The following is a 965-nucleotide window of genomic DNA, read 5'->3' as shown; positions in this document are numbered from 1 at the left end:
CGGGCGCCGTCGTCGGTGTTCGCATCTTCCTGCCACAGCAGCAGCGTGACGCCCAGGCCCGCTTCTTGTCGAAGCCCGGAAAGTTCTGCGCCTGGCCGATCAGCGCGCTGCGCCTTTGGTGGTTCCCAAATGAACACCGGGACCGGCCAATACTCGACGGAATGATGGGCCGCCAATTGGAAGCTCAGGCCAGTCGCCACACTGAGGTAGGTCATCCGGCTATCCTCGTTATCCGGATAATCGGCAGGGTTTTGCGACATATAGGACGTGTGATTATCCGCCTTTGCTTGTATGGCCTTCCAGATTTCGTCATTCGCGTTGCGCTCGGTCACGAGCCCTAAGCCGCGGACCTCCAACACGAATTTCTCCCTTGTCGGGGCAAGCAATGCCGGCGCGCCATTGTTGCCGTGCATTACCGCTGCAGGTGTCTCCGCCATAGCGGACATTGAACTCGCGACCGCCGACGTAGGCTCGACAGGCGCACGATGCCGCCAGGCGTAGCTCGCCGCGAACGCTGTCGCAACGACACCCAGTGCAATCAATACACCGTTCCGAATGCTACTCGCCATGCCTGGCATCTCCTGTCCTGTTGCTTGCCAATAGTGATAATGCCGCGTCATCACGAGGAACGTCCAACCTAGCGCGATCAATACGAATACAGCCGCGAACGGCCAGATACGAGGTTTCATATCGCCTCTTCGATAATCTCATGTTTTGCTTTCAGCCTTCAGCTCGCTGGTGACCAATGGCGGAAAAGTAAGCGGCACAAACCTCTCGGCTGGGAATATGCCCGATCGGTAATATGTTGAGCACGCATCTAAAAAACCACGCGTACTTTGATCCAATCGGTTGAAGGCCTTGCATTCTTTCATCTGCTTAAATGCACGGGGCGTCATCTTCCAATCAGCCATCAATAGCAACAACTGCCGCCAGTCCGGATCATCCAACGTCACCGCCTGGCCGAC

2 protein-coding genes are annotated in these 965 nt (G+C 56.8%); both read right to left on the bottom strand.

The annotated features are described in order from the left end of the window. Positions 1 to 689: type VI lipase adapter Tla3 domain-containing protein (locus tag WS69_RS21235; protein WP_197419292.1), on the bottom strand; the 689-nt coding region annotated here is incomplete at its 3' end. A gap of 18 nt (positions 690 to 707) precedes the next feature. Then, the coding region (locus WS69_RS21230) for an effector protein Tle3 domain-containing protein (protein ID WP_156438085.1) at positions 708 to 965 on the bottom strand (258 nt) is incomplete at its 5' end.

This window comes from Burkholderia sp. BDU5, assembly GCF_001522845.1.
In the GTDB taxonomy this organism is placed as follows: domain Bacteria; phylum Pseudomonadota; class Gammaproteobacteria; order Burkholderiales; family Burkholderiaceae; genus Burkholderia; species Burkholderia mayonis.
Note: the sequence above shows the minus strand (reverse complement) of the source record. Positions and strands in the feature narration are given on the sequence as shown.